General features: G+C 64.4%; 19 protein-coding genes. 7 read left to right on the top strand and 12 right to left on the bottom strand.

The features are described from left to right. The first annotated feature begins 40 nt into the window (after nucleotides 1–40). The gene (locus LB535_RS20100) at nucleotides 41–529 is read left to right on the top strand and encodes a DUF1036 domain-containing protein (protein ID WP_095767317.1); all 489 of its coding nucleotides are present in this window, start codon (nucleotides 41–43) and stop codon (nucleotides 527–529) included. Further along, the gene (gene pyk / locus LB535_RS20095) at nucleotides 526–1,953 is read left to right on the top strand and encodes a pyruvate kinase (protein ID WP_095767318.1); all 1,428 of its coding nucleotides are present in this window, start codon (nucleotides 526–528) and stop codon (nucleotides 1,951–1,953) included. Before LB535_RS20100 ends, pyk begins: the two co-directional genes overlap by 4 nt. Nucleotides 1,954–2,026: 73 nt before the next feature. On the opposite strand, the gene LB535_RS20090 is transcribed toward pyk, so the two are convergent. From LB535_RS20090 to ykgO, 3 genes are all read right to left on the bottom strand, one after another. Continuing rightward, nucleotides 2,027–3,088 carry an alpha/beta fold hydrolase gene (locus tag LB535_RS20090; RefSeq protein ID WP_224633415.1) on the bottom strand — a complete coding sequence of 354 codons (1,062 nt, stop codon included), beginning with the start codon at nucleotides 3,086–3,088 and terminating at the stop codon, nucleotides 2,027–2,029. Nucleotides 3,089–3,242: 154 nt separating this feature from the next. Continuing rightward, nucleotides 3,243–3,863, bottom strand: coding sequence for a tetratricopeptide repeat protein (locus tag LB535_RS20085; RefSeq protein ID WP_224633414.1), 621 nt, complete (start codon nucleotides 3,861–3,863; stop codon nucleotides 3,243–3,245). 135 nt (nucleotides 3,864–3,998) lie between these two features. Continuing rightward, the gene (gene ykgO / locus LB535_RS20080; RefSeq protein ID WP_040974291.1) at nucleotides 3,999–4,124 is read right to left on the bottom strand and encodes a type B 50S ribosomal protein L36; all 126 of its coding nucleotides are present in this window, start codon (nucleotides 4,122–4,124) and stop codon (nucleotides 3,999–4,001) included. Between the two features lie 184 nt (nucleotides 4,125–4,308). Between ykgO and LB535_RS20075 the strand changes: the two genes are divergently transcribed. Further along, the gene (locus LB535_RS20075; protein ID WP_224633413.1) at nucleotides 4,309–4,734 is read left to right on the top strand and encodes a lysozyme inhibitor LprI family protein; all 426 of its coding nucleotides are present in this window, start codon (nucleotides 4,309–4,311) and stop codon (nucleotides 4,732–4,734) included. A 7-nt stretch (nucleotides 4,735–4,741) separates the two neighbouring features. Here the strand turns inward: LB535_RS20075 and LB535_RS20070 are convergent, their stop codons facing one another. From LB535_RS20070 to LB535_RS20035, 8 genes are all read right to left on the bottom strand, one after another. Further along, complete coding sequence (locus LB535_RS20070; protein ID WP_224633412.1) at nucleotides 4,742–5,818, bottom strand: 5-(carboxyamino)imidazole ribonucleotide synthase; 1,077 nt, start codon at nucleotides 5,816–5,818, stop codon at nucleotides 4,742–4,744. Beyond that, nucleotides 5,815–6,312, bottom strand: a complete 498-nt coding sequence (gene purE / locus LB535_RS20065; protein ID WP_224627836.1) for a 5-(carboxyamino)imidazole ribonucleotide mutase — start codon at nucleotides 6,310–6,312, stop codon at nucleotides 5,815–5,817. The genes LB535_RS20070 and purE overlap by 4 nt, the downstream gene beginning before the upstream one ends. Nucleotides 6,313–6,391: 79 nt before the next feature. Then, nucleotides 6,392–7,597 carry an aminotransferase class V-fold PLP-dependent enzyme gene (locus tag LB535_RS20060; RefSeq protein ID WP_224633411.1) on the bottom strand — a complete coding sequence of 402 codons (1,206 nt, stop codon included), beginning with the start codon at nucleotides 7,595–7,597 and terminating at the stop codon, nucleotides 6,392–6,394. 19 nt (nucleotides 7,598–7,616) lie between these two features. Continuing rightward, a complete protein-coding gene (locus LB535_RS20055; RefSeq protein WP_140841559.1) occupies nucleotides 7,617–8,078 on the bottom strand; it encodes a RidA family protein in 462 nt (153 codons plus the stop codon). Between the two features lie 37 nt (nucleotides 8,079–8,115). Beyond that, a complete protein-coding gene (locus LB535_RS20050) occupies nucleotides 8,116–8,907 on the bottom strand; it encodes an amino acid ABC transporter ATP-binding protein (RefSeq protein ID WP_224633410.1) in 792 nt (263 codons plus the stop codon). 3 nt (nucleotides 8,908–8,910) lie between these two features. Then, nucleotides 8,911–9,561: an amino acid ABC transporter permease gene (locus LB535_RS20045; RefSeq protein WP_224545560.1), complete on the bottom strand. Its 651-nt coding sequence runs from the start codon at nucleotides 9,559–9,561 to the stop codon at nucleotides 8,911–8,913. A 1-nt stretch (nucleotide 9,562) separates the two neighbouring features. Then, nucleotides 9,563–10,228, bottom strand: a complete 666-nt coding sequence (locus tag LB535_RS20040) for an amino acid ABC transporter permease (RefSeq protein WP_140841553.1) — start codon at nucleotides 10,226–10,228, stop codon at nucleotides 9,563–9,565. Nucleotides 10,229–10,345: 117 nt separating this feature from the next. Further along, complete coding sequence (locus tag LB535_RS20035; protein WP_411966407.1) at nucleotides 10,346–11,218, bottom strand: transporter substrate-binding domain-containing protein; 873 nt, start codon at nucleotides 11,216–11,218, stop codon at nucleotides 10,346–10,348. A gap of 122 nt (nucleotides 11,219–11,340) precedes the next feature. Here LB535_RS20035 and LB535_RS20030 point away from each other — a divergent pair, with 122 nt between their 5' ends. Beyond that, nucleotides 11,341–12,141: an IclR family transcriptional regulator gene (locus LB535_RS20030; protein WP_224633409.1), complete on the top strand. Its 801-nt coding sequence runs from the start codon at nucleotides 11,341–11,343 to the stop codon at nucleotides 12,139–12,141. A gap of 18 nt (nucleotides 12,142–12,159) precedes the next feature. Here LB535_RS20030 and LB535_RS20025 read toward each other — a convergent pair whose 3' ends face one another. Further along, nucleotides 12,160–12,363 carry a YdcH family protein gene (locus LB535_RS20025; protein ID WP_040985243.1) on the bottom strand — a complete coding sequence of 68 codons (204 nt, stop codon included), beginning with the start codon at nucleotides 12,361–12,363 and terminating at the stop codon, nucleotides 12,160–12,162. A gap of 239 nt (nucleotides 12,364–12,602) precedes the next feature. Between LB535_RS20025 and LB535_RS20020 the strand changes: the two genes are divergently transcribed. The 3 genes from LB535_RS20020 (at nucleotide 12,603) to LB535_RS20010 (ending at nucleotide 15,137) form a co-directional block, all read left to right on the top strand. Then, nucleotides 12,603–12,782 (top strand): YdcH family protein, encoded by a 180-nt coding sequence (locus LB535_RS20020; protein WP_042641511.1) that lies wholly within the window; start codon nucleotides 12,603–12,605, stop codon nucleotides 12,780–12,782. A gap of 239 nt (nucleotides 12,783–13,021) precedes the next feature. After that, entirely contained in the window at nucleotides 13,022–14,272 is a 1,251-nt protein-coding gene (gene ispG, locus LB535_RS20015; RefSeq protein ID WP_224627831.1) for a flavodoxin-dependent (E)-4-hydroxy-3-methylbut-2-enyl-diphosphate synthase, read from the top strand. Nucleotides 14,273–14,276: 4 nt separating this feature from the next. Beyond that, nucleotides 14,277–15,137 carry a lytic transglycosylase domain-containing protein gene (locus LB535_RS20010; RefSeq protein WP_224627830.1) on the top strand — a complete coding sequence of 287 codons (861 nt, stop codon included), beginning with the start codon at nucleotides 14,277–14,279 and terminating at the stop codon, nucleotides 15,135–15,137. Nucleotides 15,138–15,148: the final 11 nt, after the last annotated feature.

Below are 15,148 nucleotides of genomic sequence, written 5' to 3'. Positions count from 1 at the left end.
GCTTCGAGAGATGCAAATGTGGTTCGCAAGGGGATCTGCGATGGGTTTTGCCGGTCGGTTGCGCAAGCGCCTGGCCGTGCCGTTGCTGATCGTCGGCGCGGGTTTTTTCGCGATAGCCGCGACCTCGCCGGCCCGGGCCGACTTCCGCGTTTGCAACGCGACGCAAAATCTGGTGGGCGTCGGCATCGGCTATCGCGCCAAGGCCGGCTGGATCACCGAGGGCTGGTGGCACATCGAAGGATCGACCTGCAAGACGCTGATCGAGGGTCCGCTGTCATCAAGGTTTTACTATCTTTATGCAGAAGACGCCGAACGTGGCGGGCGCTGGGACGGCCCGATCAACATGTGCGTCGCCGAAAAAGAGTTCAAGATAGCCGGCGTGAATGATTGCGTCGCCCGGGGCTTCCAACGCGCCGGATTTCAGGAATATGACACGGGCGAGCAGGCCAGCTGGATGGTCCAGCTGACCGACGAGCCCGCAACGGGAGGCGCGCCAGCGACCCCCGCTCCGGGAACAAACAGTCAATGAGACGTAGCCGCAAGGTCAAGATCCTCGCCACCATCGGTCCGGCTTCCTCCTCCGAGGAGATGCTGAGAAAGCTCTTCGAAGCGGGCGCAGATGTCTTCCGCATCAATATGAGCCATACCGACCACGAGCTGATGCGCACGCTGGTCGGCCGCATCCGCGCCGTCGAGGCGGCCGTCGGCCGACCGATCGGCATCCTGGCCGACCTGCAGGGCCCGAAGCTCAGGGTCGGCAAGTTCGCCAACGTCAAGGAAGCGCTAGCTGTCGGCCAGACTTTCACGCTCGACGACAATCCCGAAGCCGGCACGTCGAAGCGGGTATATCTGCCGCATCCTGAAATCCTGAGTTCGGTCGAGGCCGGTCACCGTCTTTTGATCGACGACGGCAAGCTGGAGCTGAAGGCGCTGAAGAGCGACGGCAAATCGATCACCTGCACGGTCGTCGCCGGCTCGGGCATTTCCGACAAGAAGGGCGTCAGCCTGCCCGACACCGACCTGCCGGTCGGCGCGCTGACCGAGAAGGACCGTGCCGATCTCGACGCGGTTCTTGCCACCGGCGTCGACTGGGTGGCGCTGTCCTTCGTGCAGCGGCCGGAGGACCTGGCGGAGGCCCGCAAGATCGCGCGCGGCCGCGCGCTGATCATGGCCAAGATCGAGAAGCCGCAGGCGGTGGCCCGACTTCCTGAGATCATCGAGCTCTCCGACGCGCTGATGGTCGCCCGCGGCGATCTCGGCGTCGAGATGCCGCTGGAAGCCGTGCCCGGCATCCAGAAGCAGATCACGCGCGCGGCGCGCCGCGCCGGCAAGCCGGTGGTGATCGCCACGCAGATGCTGGAATCGATGATCACCGCGCCCGTGCCGACCCGCGCCGAGGTCTCCGACGTGTCGATCGCCGTCTTCGAAGGCGCGGACGCGATCATGCTTTCGGCCGAATCCGCGGCCGGCGCCTATCCGGTCGAGGCGGTCGCCATGATGAACCGCATTGCCACCAAGGTCGAAACCGACCCGACCTATGCCGGCATCATCAATGCGCAGCGCTCGGAGCCGGAAGCCACCGGCGCAGACGCCATCTCGCTGGCCGCGCGCGAGATCGCCGAGACGCTGAAACTGTCGGCGATCATCTCCTACACCGCGTCGGGCACCACCGGTCTGCGCGCCGCGCGCGAGCGCCCGCAGGTGCCGATCGTGGCGTTGTCGCCGATCGTCAACACGGCGCGCCGGCTGTCGCTCTTGTGGGGCACGCATTGCGTCGTCTCGCCGGACGCGACCGACCTCGACGACATGGTCGACCGGGCCTGCCGCATCGCGCTGGAGGAAGGCTTCGGCAAGCCGGGCGACCGCGTCATCATCACGGCCGGCGTGCCGCTGCGGACGCCGGGCTCGACCAACATGCTGCGGATTGCCTATGTGGGGTCGGAGACTCACTAGAGCGTAGTCGATATTCGGGTGAGGCCAGCCTGACCCGAATCTCAACACGCCCTTGGCGCTTGAACCTCCGAGTTCAGCCCGGCGCGAGTTCTGCGTCTGGCACCCGGAGCTCAGGACATTTGCCGGCGCCCTGCGCGTCGCCGGCGATCCGGCCTTCCGCGGTCTTGGCGATCGCCTGCAAATCGATCTGCGCGCCGGCCACTTTCGCAATGGCGCCGACCACGAGGTCGGGCGCGATCCAGTCCGGCTTGTGGCCGAGATTGTGGATCCAGACCAGCTCGGCGCCGGGAATGTCGCGTTCCACGCCGATGGAATGGATTGTCGCGTAGACCACCTTGTCGCGATCGCCCGAGATGACGACCGTCGGCGCCTTGATTGCGCGATAGCTAGGCGAGGCGGCGCGGACATAGTCGTAGAGCTGGGCGACATCGCGGGCGTTGGCGCGGAAGGCGGACGGGCGCAGCACCAGCGGGATCGAGGCATTGTCGACATAGGAGTCCGGCACAGCGTTCGGCGAGAAGACGCAAGACGTCGCGCCGCCGATCTGCAGCATGCCGGCCGGGTAGGCGAGCGTTTCGGAAAACAGCCAGCCGATCGCCGGCGTGGCCGTGAGCTTGTAGTACCAGGCGGTCGCGCCGCCCGGCCAGGGATGCGTGGCGGGCGAAAGGAAGACGAGGCCAAGCGTTTTTTCCGGATGCTGACGGGCGAAGGCCGTGGTGATCGCGCCGCCGAAGGAATGGGCGACGATGACTGCGTCGCGGATTCCCAGCCGGTCCATCAGCGCGGCAATGGTATCCGCCTGCTTCGCCAACGTCTCATTGTCTCCGCGCTCCGACCAGCCGAGCCCCGGGCGGTCCAGGAACAGCATTTCGGCGCGACCCTCGAGGAGGGGCTTCAGCGGCAGCATCTGGTCCTTGAGATTGGCGCTGGCGCCATGGATGAAGACGACCGGCGGCAGGTCGGCGCCGGCGGGCGCCGGGATATGGACGTAATGGATGCGCGCGCCATCGATCTCGGTGAAGGCGCCGGCAGGCGGGCTGCGTCGCTCGACCAGCCAGACACCGGCGCGGGTGACGCCGGCGAAGGCAAAGAGGAGAGCGACGAGGAAGAGGAGGGCGGCGCAGATGAGGTTCATGCGGGGAGATACGGGGTAGGGCGGAATTAGTTTAGGGCAGTAGGCAGTAGGCAGTAGGCAGTAGGCAGTAGGCAGTAGGCAGTAGGCAGTAGGCAGTAGGCAGTAGGCAGTAGGTTGCTCTCTTTCCTATTGCCTACTGCCCAATTCCTACTGCCTAAATCCCCTCGCCGGCCAGCTCTTCCGAGAGCGTCGAGACCTGGTTCTGGGCGCTGCGCATCATCGGGTAGATCGCCAGCACCTTTTGCCAGGCATCCAGCGCCGACTGCTTGTGGCCGGTTTCGGCCATGATCTGGGCGAGGCCAGAGAGCGCGCCGAAATGGCGCGGCTCGAGCTCAAGGGTACGGTCGATGTCGGCCATCGACTTCCCGTAATTCTTCATCATGAAATGCACGGTGGCGCGGCGGTTCCAGCCTTCGGCATAGTCGGGCTGCAACGTCACCACCTGGTCGAGGAAGTCGAGGGCGACGTCGAATTTCTGGTCTTCCGTCGCCTTTTGCGCCCATTGCATCATCAGGTCGATCGAGGCGCTGCCCGACTGGTTCCACTCGTTCCAGATGCGGCCGGCGATGCGCTCGGCGGCCTTTTCATTGCGCTCGCGCTTCAACTCAGCGAAGAGCTGGTCGAGGCGGCCCTGCTTGGTCGGGGCGGCCGGCGGCGGCGTGGCGGCTGGCGGCGCGGTATCCGGAGGCAGCGCCCCCGGCACCGTTTCTGCTCCCGCGGGCAAAGCCGCGACGGAAAGCAAGAAGGCGGTGAGAGATGTAAAAAGAATCCGCATCGCCGGAATCTAGACCCCGACGGCGGATCGTCAAAGTGATTTTAACGTGAGAGCGCCGGCAAACCGGCGTTCGACATCAACGCGGCTTTCGCATGTCGCTTCCTTGGGCGACATGCACCACGCCGCTCGCAAGGCTCAGCCCTGGCGCGCCTTGTAGCGCGGGGCGGTCTTGTTGATGATGTAGATGCGTCCCTTGCGGCGAACCAGCCGGTTGTCGCGGTGACGCGCCTTGAGCGCCTTGAGCGAATTCTTGATCTTCATGGTCTTGCCTGTTCGGTCAGGGCCCGTCCCGGGCCGAATTTTAAAGGCGCGCCCGGAAAAAAGCGCGCCTTGAACTTGGCGTGGCTCATAACCGAGGAGTGTCGTCCATGTCAACCACGTGACGGTGCCCGATTAGGGCAATCGGCGCGATCCATCAAATATTCGCCAGCGACTGGAGATTCCCATGCGCCGTCTGGTTTTGTCCGCCTGCCTGGCCCTTCTAGCGACCGCTCCGGCAGCCTTTGCCGAGGACTGCGACCGCAACGACGACAGCCAGTCGATGCTGAACATCTGCGCGGACGCCGACTACCAGGCGGCCGATGCCAAGCTCAATGCCGCGTACAAGAACATCGTCAGCAGCAACGATCAGGCCTCGAACAAGCTGCTGCAGACGGCGCAACGCGCCTGGATCGCTTTTCGCGACGCTGAGTGCGCCTATTCGACCGCCGACAGCGAGGGTGGCTCCATCCACCCGATGGAGGTTTCGCAATGCCTGACCAAGCTCACCAACGAGCGCATCAAGCAGCTCACCTCCGGCGCCAACTGCAAGCTCAGCGATCCGAGCTGCGCAGGCTCGGACGCGGGCGACGACGACCAGGACATGCAGTAAGCGACGGTTATCGGGGTCTGATGAGGCGCGTGAAATGGCCCATCTTGCGGCCGGGGCGCGACTCGGCCTTGCCGTAGAGATGCAACATCAGGTCGGGCTCGGCCACCAGCGCCGGCACTTTCAGCATGTCGTCGCCGATCAGGTTTTCCATCACGCAGTCAAAATGCCGGGCGGGCGAACCCAGCGGCAGGCCGGCGACGGCGCGGATATGCTGCTCGAACTGCGAGACGACGCAGGCGGCCTCGGTCCAGTGGCCGGAATTGTGCACGCGCGGCGCCAGCTCATTGGCCAGAAGCGCGCCGTCGGCAAGGACGAAGAACTCGACGCCGATGACGCCGACATAGCCGAGCGCCGAAAGGATTTTCGCGGCGGCATCCTTGGCGGCGGCGGCCGTTTCCGGGCGGATGGCGGCCGGCAAGGTCGAGGTCCGCAGGATGCCTTCGCGGTGTACATTCTCGGCCGGATCGTAAGCCGCGACCGAGCCGTCCAACCCGCGCGCGGCGATCACCGAAATTTCGCGCTCGAAGGCGACCAGCGATTCCAGGATCAGCGGCACATTGCCCATCGCCTCGCAGGTACCGGCAAAGCCGCCGGTCTGCATGTTGCGGAAGACACGCTGGCCCTTGCCGTCATAGCCCATGCGGCGGGTCTTCAGCACGCCGCTGCCGTCAAACTTGCTCAACGCCTCGGTCAGTTGGTCGTCATTGTCGACCGGACAGAACTCCGCCGTCGGGATGCCGATGCCGTTGAGAAAGCTCTTTTCGGTGAGGCGATCCTGCGCGACTTCGAGCGCGCGGGCCGGCGGATAGACTGGGACCGTTGCCGCCAGCGTTTGCGCCGCGGCGACCGGGACGTTCTCGAATTCGTAAGTGACGACGGCGCTGGCACTGGCCAGTTCGGCAAGCGCTGCCGGATCGTCATAGGCGGCGACGATCTGCCGGTTGGCGACCTGGGCGGCCGGGCAGTCGGGCTGGGGCTCCAACACGACGATGCGATAACCGAGGCGCGCCGCGGCCATTGCCAGCATGCGGCCGAGCTGGCCGCCGCCGATGATGCCGATGGTCGATCCGGGCGCCAGACTCACGGCGTGTCCGTCGGCTCGGCGGCGACCTTGGCGGTCTGCGCCGCGCGCCAGGCGTCGAGCCGGGCAGCGAGCTTATCGTCGTTCAGCGCCAGCACCGCCGCTGCGAGAAGCGCTGCATTGGCTGCCCCCGCCTTGCCGATCGCCAAAGTGCCGACTGGAATGCCGGCCGGCATCTGCACGATGGAGAGCAGCGAATCCTGTCCCGACAGCGCTTTGGATTCCACCGGAACGCCGAAGACGGGCAGCGGCGTCATCGCCGCCGTCATGCCCGGCAGATGCGCCGCTCCGCCGGCGCCGGCGATGATCACCTTGTAGCCGGCCGCCTTGGCGCCCTTGGCGAACTCATAGAGGCGGTCGGGGGTGCGGTGCGCGGAGACGATCAGCCTTCTGTGCGGGATGCCCAGCGCCTCCAGCGTTTCCGCCGCCTGGCGCATCGTCGCCCAGTCGGACTGGCTGCCCATGATGATGGCGACGTCGGCACGCTGATCGGTCAAGGTGTGGCTCCGCGGCGGCAAAGGCGCGCCTTAGCGGAATTCGCCGACAGCCGCAAGGATGTGGCGAATGCGCACCGAGCTAGTCCGGCCAACGCAAAGAGCCCGAAGAGTCCTTGCGCGCGATTTTCATCGCATCGGACGGACGCTCCTTCGCCGTCAACACGGCGCGCAGCTGCTCGGCGACGATCTCCGCCTCGCCGGGATGCAAATTGCAGGGGTCGAGGAAGAAATGGCCGCGCTCGACCTCGTGGTTGCGGACGATCACCGGCGGCGAGCCGGTGGCCAAAGCGGAAGCCAGGCCGGCGGCGGTGAAGCGGCTTTCCGGACGCACGAACACCTGCAGGCGGTCGAGAGGATTGTTCGTCGGGTCGGGAATGATCTCAGCGCCAATGCCGGGAATGCCTTGAAGTGAATCTTTCCACAGATTGAGCGCCGCCTCCTCGCGCCGGCGGATGCCGGCATGGTCGCGTTTCTCCCAAGCGTCGAGCGCCGCCATGGTACCGGCGATGCTTTCTTTGCCGACCTTCATGGCGCGCGCAACGCCGCGGTTCTGCAGATAAGCGGCGCGTACCAGGTCCTTGCGGCCGGTGACGATGCCGCTGGTCGGGCCCGAAAGGAATTTGTGGCCGCTATAAACGACGATGTCGGCGCCACGCGCCAGGAAGCTGCGCAGGTCATATTCGGACGCGGCGTCAACGATCACTGGAATGTTCTTGGCATGACAAATCTCGCAGAATTCCTCCAGCGAGAGCATGCCGTATTGCACGGTGTGGTGGGCGACGACGTAGAGAGCCGCGGCCGTCCGCTCATTGATCGCTTCGCGCACGTGATAGTCCTGGGTGACGCTGACGGTACCCGCCGGAATGACCTTGGCGCCGGCGACGCGGATCGACTGGTCGATGGGCGCGCCATAGTTGACGATGTGGCCGAGCTGGATGACGACCTCGGACTTCAGCCCTTCGGTGTCGTCCGGCAGGCGTTCGATCGCGAGAATGTTGTTGCCTGTCATCGCGCCGGCGATGGCCATGGTGATGCCCGAGGCGCAGCAGGCGGTGATGAAGCCGGCCTCGCCGCCGGTGAGGCGCGCGACCACCGCGCTCGCGGCTCGCTGCAAATCGTCCATCTCCACCCATTGCGAGGCGATCTCGGCCATGGCGCTGATCGCTTCGGGAACGATGATCGAGGCGCCCAGCGCCGTCATCGTGCCCGAGACATTGATGATTGGCCTCAAGCCCAGCCGCTCGCGGATGGTGGTGTTGGAGCCGGTGTCGGAATAGGTCTTCATGTGAGTGGACTCCGTTAAGTCAGGCGGCGATCTCCACGACCGCTTCGATTTCGACAGTGATATTGCGTGGCAGCGAGCCGACGCCGATGGCCGAGCGAGCATGGCCGCCAAGCTTGTCGAAAACATCGGCGAAGAGGTCCGAGCAGCCGTTGACCACTTTGGGGTGGTCGCTGAAGGTCGGCGTGGCGTTGACGAAGCCGAGCAGCTTCACGACCCGCACAATGCGGCCGAGATCGCCCGCCGCGGCATGCATGACGGCGAGCAGATTGAGGCCGGTGAGGCGGGCATGCTCATAGGCCTGATCCACGGTCACGTCATCGCCGACCTTGCCGGTGCAAAGCGTGCCGTCGGCACGCAGCGGCCCCTGTCCCGAAAGAAAGATCAGCCGGCCGCTCTCGGCATGGGTGACGAAATTGGCGATGGGCGTCGGCGGCTCCGGCAACGTCAGGCCAAGCTCGGCGAGCCGTATGTAAGGCGACATGGAAGGGTACTCCCTGGATGGCCGAGGCCATCCGCTTTCAGAAATGCGAGGCGCGGAAACGCGCCAGAAATGCGCGGAGGCGCTCGTTGGTCGTTTCCGCCGCGAGCACTTCTTTCGGCGGACCGACGGCCGAGACACCGCCATCGGCCATGAAGACGATGCGGCTGGAGGCATCGCGGGCGAAGGCCATCTCGTGCGTGACCATCACCATGGTCATCCCGTCTTCGGCGAGGCTGCGGACCACCGCCAGCACCTCTCCGACGAGCTCCGGGTCGAGCGCCGAGGTGATCTCGTCGAGCAGCAGGATTTTGGGCTCCATGGCGACTGCGCGGGCAATGCCGACGCGTTGCTGCTGGCCACCCGAAAGTTCGGCGGGCAGGCTGTCCGCCTTGTGGGCGAGGCCGACGCGGCCCAGCCAATGCTCGGCGATCGAGCGCGCCTCCGTCTTGCTCTTGCCGCGCACCTTGGTCAGGCCGAGCATGATGTTGCCGGCGGCGGTCAGATGCGGAAAGAGGTTGAAGCTCTGGAACACCATACCGGTCTCGGCGCGCATGGCGGCCAAATCGCGTTCGCTACGCCGCTGGCGCGCGCCGCCGTCGCGAAAGCCGACCTCCTTGCCGTCGATGCGGATCGAGCCCGAGTCATAGCTTTCCAGGAAATTCACGCAACGCAGCAGCGTGGTCTTGCCGCTGCCCGAAGGGCCGATGATGGTCACCACCTCGCCCTTAGCCACCTGCAAGCTGACCGAGCGCAGCACGCTGACCGAGCCGAAGGATTTCGAGACCTCGGCAATATCGAGAAGCGCTGGGTTGTCGTTCGAACTGGCCATCACTTAATCCCGGATGAAAGCGAAGCGCCGTTCCAGCCGCCGGCTGGCATAGGAGAGCGCATAGTTGACGGCGAAATAGATGAGAGCGCCGAGGATATAGAGCGGCATCGCCTCATAGGTGCGGCCGATGACCTGGTTGATCGCCTGCATCAGATCGGTGATGCCGAGCAGCGAAACCAGCGCGCTGCCCTTCACGGCATCGGTGACGCCGTTGATCCAAGGCGGCAGGAAGCGGCGGAAGGCCTGCGGGAAGATCACCGAGGTGAGGCGCTGGCGGAAGGTGAGGCCGATCGCCATCGCTGCTTCCGACTGGCCTTTTGGGATCGAGGCGACGGCGCCGCGCAGATATTCGACGACCTGCGCCGTCTTGAACAAGGTCAGCGCCAACACCGCTGCCCAGAAGGACTGAAGGTGCACGCCGACCGCGGGCAGGCCGTAATAGACGAAGAACATCAGCACTAGGATCGGGATGCCGCGGATGGTGTCCGAAAAGATGCGCACCGCCCAACGCAGCGGCGCTGGCCCATAGACCAGGCCGACCCCCAGCAGGACCCCGGCGATCAAGGACAGGACCACGACCAGCAGCGAGACCCATAAGGTCACGGCGAAGCCTTCGGCAAGAAACGGCAGGGCGTAGAGGATCTGGCTCAGCATCTCAGCGCGCCGCCCTGAACCGGCGTTCGACCAGCCGCAGCGCAAACAGCAAGGTGTAGCCGGTCACCAGATACATCGCCGTCGTCACCAGATAGACCTCGACGATGCGGAACGTGTTGAAGTTGATCCACTGGGCGCCGTAGGTGAGCTCGGGCACCGAGATCACCGAGGCGATCGAGGTGTCCTTGAACAGCGAGATGAAGGTGTTGGACAGTGCGGGCAGCGTGATGCGCAGCATCGTCGGCAGGCGTACGTGGATCAGGCGCTGCCATGGAGTAAGGCCGATCGCCTTGCCGGCGTCGAGCTGACCGCGCGGCACCGCTTCCAGGCCTGAGCGGAACACCTCGACAAGATAGGCGCCGCTATAGACCGATAGCGTCAGGACAAACGAGGTAGGGGCGCTGTAGGCAAGGTCGACGACCGTCGGCAGGCCATAGAAGACCAAATAGACCAGCAGGATCAGCGGAACGTTGCGGATGAATTCGACATAGGCGGCGATGATGGCGCGCACCACGCGTCCGGCCGAGACATACCAGACGGCCAGCACCAAGCCGATGACGATGCCGATGGCGATCGAGATGACGGCAAGCTCGAGGCTGAGCAGCAAGCCGCCCCACAGCTTGTCGAAATGCCGCCAGATCAGGTTGAAATTGAGCGTATAGCCCATGCGTCCGTCTCAATGGCCCGCGGTGAACGTAGCATTCATCATTCCCATGGGCCGGTGTGAGGAGAACAGGCGGAAGAACGGTTGCCCCGCCCTTCCGCCGGTTGGTCGTGTGGCGCGTCAGATGACCGGGAAGCCCGGATGGCGCGGCGGCGGCTCCTGACCGAAATATTCCTTGAAGGCGGCATCGTAGAGCGCCGTTTCATGGCCGAACATGGCGATGGTGAAGGTCTGGTTGACGAAGGTCAGCCAGTCGAGGTCGCCTTGCCGGACCGCAGCGCCGTAAAGCATCGAGTACCAGCTCTTGCCGGCGTCGAAATACTTGTCGGGATTGCGCGAGGCGAGCCAGCGCACCGTCGACAGATCGACAGCGGCGGCATCGGCGCGCTTGGATTCCAACGCCTGCAGAACGTTCGCCTGGGTGTCGATCTGCAGCACCTGCGCCTGCGGCAAGGCAAAATGCACCGAGCTTTCGGCGTCGACATTCTGCAGGATCGAGATGCGGGTATTGGCACCGTTCGCCAGGAGCTTGTCGAAGGTCTTGTTCTCGGAGCCAGGCAGCGTCAGCAGCGCGACGCCTTCAACGTAATATGGCCGCGAGAAGTGGATCAGCTGCGAGCGCTGCGCCGTCATGGTCATGAACTGGATGGTGATGTCGACCTTGTTGGTCGTCACGTTCGGAATACGCTGCGCCGGATCCTGCATGACGAACTCGACCTTGGTCGGGTCGTCGAAGAGGCCCTTGGCAAGGATGCGGCCCATGGTGATGTCCATACCGACCAGCTCGCCGGCATCGTTCTCGAAATGCCACGGCGCGTTGGTGCTGCCGGTGCCGACGATCAGCTTGCCGCGATCGAGCGCAGTGCGCAGCACGCTGTCGGACGCGGCTTGCGCCGCCGCCTTCTCGGCGCTGATGGCGGTGAGCGCGCCGGCGGTGGCCAGCCCCGCCATTCCCAGTTTCAGAAAATCACGTCTGCCGGATGTGTCGTTCACGGCGACCTCCTTTGATGGTGTGTTCCCCAATGCAGCAGAGATACGCGTCGCAATCAGCGATTGTCTCTTACAAGAGACGTGTGTATCCTGTACAAGACAGATACTAGCACTAGGAATCGACAATGCAAGAGAGTGAAACGCTGACCGAGTGGCCAAGCGACGGTGCGGATGAAGAGCGGCCGGCGGGCTCGCGCGAGAAGGGGCTCAACAGGGCCTTGAACATCCTGGAATTCCTGCACGCCAACCAGCGTGCGATCGGCATCGGCGACCTGGCCAAAGGGCTCAACGCGCCGCGCTCGACGACCTATACGCTTGTGCGCGAGTTGGTCGAAGCCGGGCTGCTGGAAATGGCTGGCGACGGCAACCGCGTCTATTTCGGCAAGAAGCTCTATCTCTATGGAATGGCTTATATGCGCGGCAACGACCTGCTCAGGCGCGGCCGCCAGGAGGTCGACACGCTGTCGCGCGAGACCGGCGAGACCTCCGAACTCTGCATGCTGCAGAGCGGCCGCTACACGATCGTCCATTCGAGCCCGGGCACCAGGCCATTCCGCATCAGTTCGGCCACCGGCCTGCAGATTCCGCTGCCCTGGACTGCTTCCGGCCGGCTGCTGCTTGCCGGCCTCGACCGCGGCGGGATCGAAGCGATGGTCACGCGAGACGACCTCGTGCTGCCGGACGGCCGCAAGCTCGAACTCGATGATTTCATCGACGATATCGCGCGGGCGCGCGTCACCGGCTATTGCGTCACGTCAGGCCTGGTCGATGCCTACACCAAATGCCTTGCGGCGCCGGTGTTCTCTGCGCCAGGCAAGGTCGAAGCGACCATGTGCCTTGTGGTGCCGATCGACACGTCCGAAGAACGGACCGGCGAACTTCTCGCGCTGCTGCGCGAACGCGCGGCACGGCTATCGATCTCTTGACGGTGCGGGGCGATCCGCTCAGGCAATGATGTCGGGAATGATGCGGTCTTCCAGCGCCGACAGCCGGTCCTTCAGCATCAGCTTCTTCTTCTTCATGCGCTGGATCTGAAGCGGGTCGCAGCCGGTGGCGATCATCGCGTTGATGGCGGCGTCGAAATCGGCGTGTTCTTGTTTGAGCCGGGAATATTCGAGGCGTATTTCAGCCTGTTCCTGTTCGGACATTATCTACCGTCTGCGTATGCATCGCCCAATCGGGCTGTTTGGGCGGGGCCGTGACTTGCGGGTTTGCGACCGGCGCGCAGCCCTTACCACATTTCACTTTGTCGTGGAATGCTACCACGTGGCATTCGACATCGAGATCGGTTGGTGGCAAACTGTCATGGTGCCGTCACAGTCGCAACCTGCGGTGGAGGCTCCTGCGACGGCTGCAATCGAGGAAACCATGAAAGGGAGAACCATTCATGTCTCTTGCATCCCATCTTGACGAGTTGCAGCGGAAACACGGTGATATCGAGCGCGAGCTCACCGATGCGATGAACCATCCTTCGGTCGACGACCTCGAAATCGTGAATCTCAAGCGACGCAAGCTGGCAATCAAGGACGAGATTGAAAAGCTGAAAGCTAGTCCGACGACACACTGAAGCTCTTCCAGGCACCATCATCGCAACCCGCCGCGGTGAATTTCCGGTGGCAAGAAATGCCACCGGGCCGGTGCTTTTAACTGAAATTGACGGAAAGCTGGCCGCAAATCTTGCGGTCGGGCCGGTTATTATTTCCCGCACGGCTCTAGCCGATTTGCAGGCTGGCTCGCCGGTTGCCATTGACAAGCCATCTTTGCTCCGCCACCTCATGCCGAAACTCCCAAATGAAGGCGACCGGCATGACCGGATATTTTTCTTCTCCCTTCCCGCGTCGCCGGTCAGTCGGCGTATCGGTCGGTGGCGTGATGGTCGGCGGCGGCGCTCCGGTCGTCGTGCAATCGATGACCAACACCGACACCGCCGATGTCGACCAGACCGTCGCCCAGGTCGCGGCGCTGCATCGTGCCGGCTCCGAGATCGTGCGCATCACGGTCGACCGCGACGAGAGCGCGGCGGCGGTTCCGCGCATCCATGAGCGGCTGTTGCGGCTCGGCATCGACGTGCCGCTGGTCGGCGACTTCCACTATATCGGGCACAAGCTGCTTGCCGATCATCCGGCCTGCGCCGAAGCGCTGGCCAAATACCGCATCAATCCAGGCAATGTCGGCTTCAAGGACAAGAAGGACCGCCAGTTCGCCGCGATCGTCGAGATGGCGATCAGATATGACAAGCCGGTACGCATCGGCGTCAATTGGGGATCGCTCGACCAGGAGCTTTTGACCCGGCTGATGGACGACAACCAGGCGAAGGGCTCGGCGCTCACCGCGCAGGAAGTCACGCGCGAGGCGATCGTGCAGTCGGCGATCCTGTCGGCCGAGATGGCGGAAGAGATCGGGCTTGGCCGCGAAAAGATCATCCTGTCGGCCAAGGTCAGCGGTGTGCAGGACCTGATCGCCGTCTACACCGAGCTTGCCACCCGCTCCGATCATGCGCTGCATCTGGGCCTCACCGAAGCCGGCATGGGCACCAAGGGCATTGTCGCTTCTTCCGCCGCGATGGGCATCCTGTTGCAGCAGGGCATCGGCGACACGATCCGCATCTCGCTGACGCCGGAGCCGAATGGCGACCGCACGCGCGAGGTGCAGGTGTCGCAAGAACTTCTGCAGACCATGGGCTTCCGGCAGTTCGTGCCGATTGTCGCAGCCTGCCCCGGCTGCGGCCGCACCACCTCCACTGTGTTCCAGGAACTTGCCCAGAGCATCCAGGCCGATATCCGCAAGAACATGCCGGTGTGGCGCGAGAAATATCCCGGCGTCGAGAACCTCAAGGTCGCGGTGATGGGCTGCATCGTCAACGGTCCCGGCGAATCCAAGCACGCCGATATCGGCATATCGCTGCCCGGCACCGGCGAGACGCCGACGGCGCCTGTCTTCATCGACGGCAAGAAGGCTGCTACGCTGCGCGGGCCCTCGATCGCGCAGGATTTCGAGAAGATGGTCGGCGACTATATCGAGCAGCGGTACGGGCACGGCAAAGCCGCCGCGGAATGAACCGATGCGGCGTTTCCTAAAGGCAACGCTGCTCTTGTTTTTCGTGCTGATCCCGGCGACACACGCATTCGCCGATCCGCCGCAGTCGAAGTCGGCCGCCAAGCGCCTGATTTCCCGCGTCTGCGATCTGATCGAGACCCAGGCCCAACAGAACGGGCTGCCCAAGGATTTCTTCGCCCGGCTGATCTGGAAGGAGAGCCGCTTCGATCCGGGCGCGGTGAGCCCGGTCGGCGCCGAAGGCATCGCGCAATTCATGCCGGGCACCGCGAAGATGCGTGGGCTCGCCGATCCCTTCGACATCGGGCAGGCCATCCCGGCCTCGGCGAAATATCTCGCCGAGATGAAGGTCAGCTATGGCAATCTCGGGCTCGCGGCCGCGGCCTACAATGCCGGCGAGAACCGCGTGTCGCGCTGGCTGAGCTCGGGCGGCTTCCTGCCAATGGAGACGGAAAGCTATGTCTTCGACGTTATGGGCGAGCCCGTGGATAAGTTCTCGGACAGGTCCTATGCCGGCACCGTCCAGCCGCTCGACCCGAAGATGAGCTTCGCGCTTGCCTGCCGCAGGCTGCCGGTGATCATGTCGCGGACCGTCGCCATGGCTTCGATCAACGTGAAGCCGTGGGGCGTGCAGGTGGCGGGCAATTTCCGCCGCTCGGCGGCGATAGGCCAGTGGCTGCGGGTCAGGGGCCGGTTCCCGGCTTTGCTCGCCAGCCGTGATCCGGTGGTGAGCCGGGTTCGCACGCCGATCGGCCGGCGCGGCATCTACGCGGTCAGGATCGGCGCCGACTCGCGCGGCGAGGCCAACGGTATCTGCGACAAGCTGCAAAGCGTCGGCGGCGCCTGCGTGGTGTTGCGCAATCGGTGACGCAACGCCAG

Source organism: Mesorhizobium sp. CA10 (assembly GCF_020165285.1).
Classification (GTDB): domain Bacteria; phylum Pseudomonadota; class Alphaproteobacteria; order Rhizobiales; family Rhizobiaceae; genus Mesorhizobium.
Note: the sequence above shows the minus strand (reverse complement) of the source record. Positions and strands in the feature narration are given on the sequence as shown.

What these genes read in the sequence shown, in the direction of transcription:
- LB535_RS20030 (WP_224633409.1), top strand. Translation starts at nt 11,341, where the DNA reads ATGCAAGAGAGTGAAACGCTGACCGAGTGGCCAAGCGACGGTGCGGAT.
- LB535_RS20085 (WP_224633414.1), bottom strand. Translation starts at nt 3,863, where the DNA reads ATGCGGATTCTTTTTACATCTCTCACCGCCTTCTTGCTTTCCGTCGCG.
- ispG (WP_224627831.1), top strand. Translation starts at nt 13,022, where the DNA reads ATGACCGGATATTTTTCTTCTCCCTTCCCGCGTCGCCGGTCAGTCGGC.
- LB535_RS20050 (WP_224633410.1), bottom strand. Translation starts at nt 8,907, where the DNA reads ATGGCCAGTTCGAACGACAACCCAGCGCTTCTCGATATTGCCGAGGTC.
- LB535_RS20100 (WP_095767317.1), top strand. Translation starts at nt 41, where the DNA reads ATGGGTTTTGCCGGTCGGTTGCGCAAGCGCCTGGCCGTGCCGTTGCTG.
- LB535_RS20090 (WP_224633415.1), bottom strand. Translation starts at nt 3,088, where the DNA reads ATGAACCTCATCTGCGCCGCCCTCCTCTTCCTCGTCGCTCTCCTCTTT.
- LB535_RS20010 (WP_224627830.1), top strand. Translation starts at nt 14,277, where the DNA reads ATGCGGCGTTTCCTAAAGGCAACGCTGCTCTTGTTTTTCGTGCTGATC.
- LB535_RS20025 (WP_040985243.1), bottom strand. Translation starts at nt 12,363, where the DNA reads ATGTCCGAACAGGAACAGGCTGAAATACGCCTCGAATATTCCCGGCTC.
- LB535_RS20020 (WP_042641511.1), top strand. Translation starts at nt 12,603, where the DNA reads ATGTCTCTTGCATCCCATCTTGACGAGTTGCAGCGGAAACACGGTGAT.
- ykgO (WP_040974291.1), bottom strand. Translation starts at nt 4,124, where the DNA reads ATGAAGATCAAGAATTCGCTCAAGGCGCTCAAGGCGCGTCACCGCGAC.
- LB535_RS20040 (WP_140841553.1), bottom strand. Translation starts at nt 10,228, where the DNA reads ATGGGCTATACGCTCAATTTCAACCTGATCTGGCGGCATTTCGACAAG.
- LB535_RS20060 (WP_224633411.1), bottom strand. Translation starts at nt 7,597, where the DNA reads ATGAAGACCTATTCCGACACCGGCTCCAACACCACCATCCGCGAGCGG.
- pyk (WP_095767318.1), top strand. Translation starts at nt 526, where the DNA reads ATGAGACGTAGCCGCAAGGTCAAGATCCTCGCCACCATCGGTCCGGCT.
- LB535_RS20075 (WP_224633413.1), top strand. Translation starts at nt 4,309, where the DNA reads ATGCGCCGTCTGGTTTTGTCCGCCTGCCTGGCCCTTCTAGCGACCGCT.
- LB535_RS20045 (WP_224545560.1), bottom strand. Translation starts at nt 9,561, where the DNA reads ATGCTGAGCCAGATCCTCTACGCCCTGCCGTTTCTTGCCGAAGGCTTC.
- LB535_RS20055 (WP_140841559.1), bottom strand. Translation starts at nt 8,078, where the DNA reads ATGTCGCCTTACATACGGCTCGCCGAGCTTGGCCTGACGTTGCCGGAG.